At 32.7% G+C, this 5,579-nt stretch carries 7 protein-coding genes; all 7 read left to right on the plus strand.

What is annotated here, in order from left to right:
* The first annotated feature begins 122 nt into the window (after window positions 1-122).
* Window positions 123-1,073 (plus strand): hypothetical protein, encoded by a 951-nt coding sequence (locus tag BMY56_RS18295; protein ID WP_091627704.1) that lies wholly within the window; start codon window positions 123-125, stop codon window positions 1,071-1,073.
* Between the two features lie 761 nt (window positions 1,074-1,834).
* Window positions 1,835-2,275: a hypothetical protein gene (locus BMY56_RS18300; RefSeq protein WP_079514680.1), complete on the plus strand. Its 441-nt coding sequence runs from the start codon at window positions 1,835-1,837 to the stop codon at window positions 2,273-2,275.
* A 228-nt stretch (window positions 2,276-2,503) separates the two neighbouring features.
* Window positions 2,504-3,256 carry a DUF6090 family protein gene (locus BMY56_RS18305; RefSeq protein ID WP_091627707.1) on the plus strand — a complete coding sequence of 251 codons (753 nt, stop codon included), beginning with the start codon at window positions 2,504-2,506 and terminating at the stop codon, window positions 3,254-3,256.
* 219 nt (window positions 3,257-3,475) lie between these two features.
* Window positions 3,476-3,880, plus strand: coding sequence for a hypothetical protein (locus tag BMY56_RS18310; RefSeq protein ID WP_091627710.1), 405 nt, complete (start codon window positions 3,476-3,478; stop codon window positions 3,878-3,880).
* A 247-nt stretch (window positions 3,881-4,127) separates the two neighbouring features.
* Window positions 4,128-4,664: a hypothetical protein gene (locus BMY56_RS18315; RefSeq protein WP_091627713.1), complete on the plus strand. Its 537-nt coding sequence runs from the start codon at window positions 4,128-4,130 to the stop codon at window positions 4,662-4,664.
* A 21-nt stretch (window positions 4,665-4,685) separates the two neighbouring features.
* Window positions 4,686-5,033 carry a hypothetical protein gene (locus BMY56_RS18320; RefSeq protein WP_091627715.1) on the plus strand — a complete coding sequence of 116 codons (348 nt, stop codon included), beginning with the start codon at window positions 4,686-4,688 and terminating at the stop codon, window positions 5,031-5,033.
* A gap of 322 nt (window positions 5,034-5,355) precedes the next feature.
* A partial coding sequence (locus tag BMY56_RS18325) for a helix-turn-helix domain-containing protein (protein WP_218144583.1) occupies window positions 5,356-5,579 on the plus strand: 224 nt, incomplete at its 3' end.

The following is a 5,579-nucleotide window of genomic DNA, read 5'->3' on the forward strand; positions in this document are numbered from 1 at the left end:
GAAAAGATAAAAACAAAACAAAAAGCTTTGGCTACATGTGCAGACGGAAACGAAAAGTTTCCTTGCCTGCCCTACTTGCCATAGCTTAAACGTTAGCCACAAGTATAAAGAAACACAAAGATTTGAATAAAATACTTTTACTTTTCATAACCCTAATACTTTTTTCAGGCTGTAAAAAGGAATTTGACTTAAAACCAAAATACGTAGGGAATAATACGGATTGGGAGGTTCGAGGTCTATTTGGAAAAGTTAAGGAGGTAAGACAGTTTAAGGCAAATTTTAAAGGTTCGGATGGAACTCAAAAAGAAAAACCAATTCTTAATCTAAATGAGCAATTTGAAAGGTTTGGTTCTGTTAAGATGTCTAAATATTTCGACCCCTTTGGCGAACCCCTTCAAACGATTAAGTACTTCCACGATGGCAGCAATTTGCTTAAAAAAGTAATAACAATCGGTCAAAATACTAGTCAAAAATCAATTGAAACAATCTTGAATGATACTATAAACAAAATAACTACTCGGAACATAACTTATAACGATTCCTTGAATTTCAAATTCATCTTTCAATATGACAATTCAGAAAGAATTAATACACAGACTAAAATCCAAAATAGAGATACCTTAATAAGTAATTTTGAATATGTTTATGACGATGCAAATAATCTTTTAAAATCAGTAGAATCAATAATTGGAGAAGAAAACGGAGTAGTAAATGAATATAAATACGACGACAATGGAAATGTTATTGAGACAATTACTGGACCTGAATATTATAAGCTTAAAACCATAAAAGAATATAAGGACAACATTTTAACTGCGTCAAATCACTACACTATTAGTCAAGATTTAAAAGAGCATTTAAACGAGATTATCGAATACGACAAAATCAGTAATGTCATAAGCGAAAAAATATTTGAAGATGGCAAACTAAATAGGGAATTGAAGAAAGAATATGAATTTGACGACTACGGTAATTGGATTGAGAGAAAAGTCTATTTTAAAGAACACTTCGCAAACTCCAAAAAGTTCGTCCCTGTTTATGTTGAAACGCGAAAAATAAAATACTGGGAATAAATACCTGTGGCTAACAATACCTATAGCAAATAGAGCAAAAGTGCTATATTTAAAGGCTTGGGCTTATTTAGAAAGTCCGCCATATCTTTTGGATATGGCAATTAAAAAATAAAAATAATTACAAAACAAAAAGCTCTGGCTCGCAGACCAGACGGAAACGAAAAGTTTCCTTGCCTGCCCTACTTGCCATAGCTTAGACGTTAGCAAACAGTTAAAAAAGCAATACTCATTATTAAATGAAGATTTTTCATCTAATCTATTATAATTTATACAAGCGCAGCCAAAAAATAAATGGCGCCCCAGAAATACCAGTTTTATCATATATATGCTTCTTACAAACTTCTATTCTTATAACTCTAATTAATATTGTTTTACTTTTATTTCAGCTGTACTTAAATTATAAAATACACTATGTTAGCATATCGCTTTTAGTTGCTCTGTTTGGTCTAAACTATTATTATTTTGAAAAAAAGGGAGTTGGACAAAAATTATTAACGGATAAAAATCTGGACATAGGTCGAAAAAGAATACTGATTCACCTATTTCTATTTCTTTCGATATTTATGGAGGGATTTTCATATTACTTGTTAAGGGAATTGAATTAATAAACCGTTTGCTAACAGCACCTATAATTAATTGCGGGCGGATTTTCCTATCGGAAAATCCACGCATATTTAATATGTTTAGTTCGTAGGCCGAAATCCTGTCGGATTTCACACCGCAACTACTCATAGCTGAAACGTTGTGCTTAATGTTGAAAAATGAAATTATCAGAACATAACATCAATACTTTAATGCTGTTTCTTCAACAAAAAATTGAGGAAAATGCGGAATATATTGCGGACGAATTGGACAAAGGAAACAATACGGATTTTTTGACTTATCCGCCAAATGGTGGGTTAACTGAAAAAGAAAGTTTGTCTCTAGAAAAACTAAAAAGTGACCCAAACCTAAAAAGTGCACTCAGAAAAATTTTAGCAGACAACTCTGCTGGAGTTTTATTTGAGTTACTAAATGTGATTGATGGAACTGCAGACCCTGACGAAAAATTGGGTAAATGGACCGAAATCAGCTTTGTGGATAAAACTGAAGACTTAGCGGAAAATGCTGATATGTTGCATGATGAATTGTATTCTAAATATTGGGATTGGAGAAAAATCAGACCGAATAAAGATTGGAAGTTGGACACACATGACGGGTAAAACACTAAGCACAACAAAACCTATAAACAATACGGGCTTAGGTCTTAAACGCTAAGGTTTGCGTATTTTTATGAAGTCGCGAAATCTTTGGGATTTCGCTTTGACATCAAAAAAGAAAAAACAAAACCAAAAGATTTCGCTACGTGCGTGACGGAAAGCAAACGCTAGTTTGCTCACGTACTGTTCATAGCTCAGACGTTGTGCTTCATTATGACCAATCACTAACCAATGATAAAATTCTTTAGAAAAATTCGACAAAATTTACTTTCAGAAGGAAAAACTGGAAAATATCTGAAATATGCTTTCGGAGAAATAATCTTGGTTGTAATTGGAATTTTGATTGCGCTTGGAATAAGTAATTGGAACGAGAACAGAAAAAATAATAATGAAACAACTGATTTTATAAATAGACTAACAGAAGAAATTGAAATCAATATTAATAATGTAAATAAATCAATAGAAGAGGAATCTAATCATATAGTTGCTTCGAAGTCCATACTTGATATGTTTCATAATGAGAGAGAAAATATCAATCCAAAAGCACTCGATAGTTTAATGTTAATTATATATTCATCAAGCATTGTCGAAATAAATAACGGAACATTTACGGAAGGACTGAATACTGGCAAAATCGGAAACATATCTTCTGACAAATTACGTTCAGCACTTTACAGTTTCACAACCTTAATAGATAATACCAGACGAATAGAGCAAATAAATGCAACCGATTTGAATGGGCCATTCACTCAATTTTTATATCCAAACTTTAATTATAGAAATATGGACAATAAATTTTCCGAATATAAAGGTGAAATTGGAGAAACTAAATTTATCGATTTTGACAACTTGAGCATACTGAATAATATGGAATTTGAGAATTATATGGATAATCGATTTTATAACAATAGTATTCAGTTAAAACAATATGAAAAGTTAAAAGCTGAATTGTTGCGTATTGAAAATTTAATACGAACGGAATAAAAAATAACGAAAGCACAACAAAACCTATAAACAATACGGGCTTCGGGCTTAATCGCAAGGTTTTCGTATTTTTATAAAGTCCGCAAAATCTTTTGGATTTTGCTCTGGACAGGAAAAAATAAATCAAAACAAAAAGATTTTGCTATGTGCGTGACGGAAAGCAAATGCCAGTTTGCTCCCGTACTGTTCATAGCTAAAACGTTGTGCAACATATTCACCATGAGAAATTTTTTGATTATTTCGCTTATTGTTTTATTTCACGGTTGTCGAGAAAAATCGACAAAGAATTTTGAGGATTATAATGAAGAGGACTTTGTTGAAGTGCAAGGACTTATTATAAAAGTCGAAAAAGAATTTGCCTATCAAAACAGAAAAGTGGACGTAACATACATTTACGATTTAGAAAAGGATAACCCTACCATTGGCTATGAAAAGGATTCTCCATTTATTCCTATGGTTGGAGAACCTAGAGCTATAATGGTGCATAAATATGAGGACAATGTTTCCTTTTTAGGTATAAACACTTATGTAGAAGATGAAAACGATTTAATAAAAAAATACTTGGAAAAGAACGACCGATTTGAAGTTGAATATTACGGAGTTGAGCAAAACGCACTGGATTAATAAAACCGAGATAAGTAAGGAAAAAATAAAATACGTTGCACAACAAAACCTATAAACAATACGGGCTTCGGGCTTAAATTGCAGGGTTTGTGTATTTTTATGAAGTCCGCAAAATCTTTGGGATTTCGCTTTGGACAGAAAAAGAAAAAACAAAACCAAAAGATTTCGCTATGTGCGTGGCGGAAAGTAAACGCTTGTTTGCTCCCGTACTGTTCATAGCTCAACCGTTGTAGTGAATTTCAAAAAAATGCAGAAGGACTTAAAAATTATTCACGAAGCAAAATCCTTCTCTTATAGAATTGGACATTTTATACTTTTATTAGTTTGTATTCTACTAATTTTTTCTCTCATATTCTTATTCAAACAACAACTACAAAACCTTACTAGTTTTCTGGGGATTTTAACCTTGGTTTTCGGTGGTTTAATTGGTTATAAAATGTGGCAAAATAAGTTATATGTGGTTGATGTGGAATCTGACTCAAATATTATAAATATCAGATACAATGACAAAAATATTGCTCATAATATCAGTTCAAATATTAAGATGACTGAGGTTACACTAAAAAACACTAGTTCAAGAGCTGGATTTGACTGCGAGCTAAAAATGAGAATTGACAATAAAAACTATGTGATTACGGACACATTTGACTGGTCGCTTTCTGAAATGAAATTACTGTTTGAATATATCAAACATTATAAAAATGAATCACTATCGGACAAGGAAAAATTTAATCTGTCTAGAATGACTGAGAAAATAAAAAAAACTCACTACAACAAAACCTAAACGCCCTAGTTAATACAAGAAATGAAAATAGAAGATTTAAAATCAAACATTAAATGGTGGGAATCTAAAAGATGGATTTATAATCTAGCCGTTGGAATTTTCGGGATTTACGCGATTTACGATGGACTTACAAGAGGAGAATACTCCTGGAGTAAAACTGACTCGTTTGGTATTCTTTGGTGGGGAATTGGGGCTAACCTTTTATATTCTACTGGTATTTTATTGGAATTAATGGACTGGTATTATCTAAAAAACAGAATCGGAATTAAAAAATTCAGAACACTTTTTTTCATAATAGGACTTTTGTTTAGTTGCTTCTGGACTTTATGGTGCGGATGGATGTATTTCGCAAAACCTCACTTGTGGTAAAAAAACTCACTACAACAAAACCTAAACGTAATGCGGACTTTAGGGCTAAACCGAAAGGTCTGTGTATATTTATGATGTCGCTAAATCTTATGGATTTAGCTTTGGACAAGAAAAAATAAAACTAAACAATAAGCTTTAGCTTCGTTCGCAGACGGAAACGAAAAGTTTCCTTACTTCCGCACTACGCTTAGCCGAACCGTTGTACTTAATTAGGTACGATATACAAACATCCTTTACAAAGTTATAGAAACATCGTTTACACTTTTTAAGTTGCATTTGGAACCAACATTCAGATGCTATGCCTTGGAAAGAACATACGATTATGGAACAAAAAATTGAATTTATCTGTGAATGGCGAACTGGAAAATACACCATCACGGAGCTTTGTAGAGTCTTTGAAATCTCAAGACCGACGGCTTACAAAATCATTGCCCGGTTTGAAAATGAAGGCTACGAAGGTCTTAGGGAGCTGTCCAGAAAACCACGTAGCCCGCACCCGAACGCGACCAACGAAAAAGTGTTGGACCGTATATTGAAATTGAAGGA

The organism is Maribacter orientalis, from assembly GCF_900109345.1.
Taxonomy (GTDB): domain Bacteria; phylum Bacteroidota; class Bacteroidia; order Flavobacteriales; family Flavobacteriaceae; genus Maribacter; species Maribacter orientalis.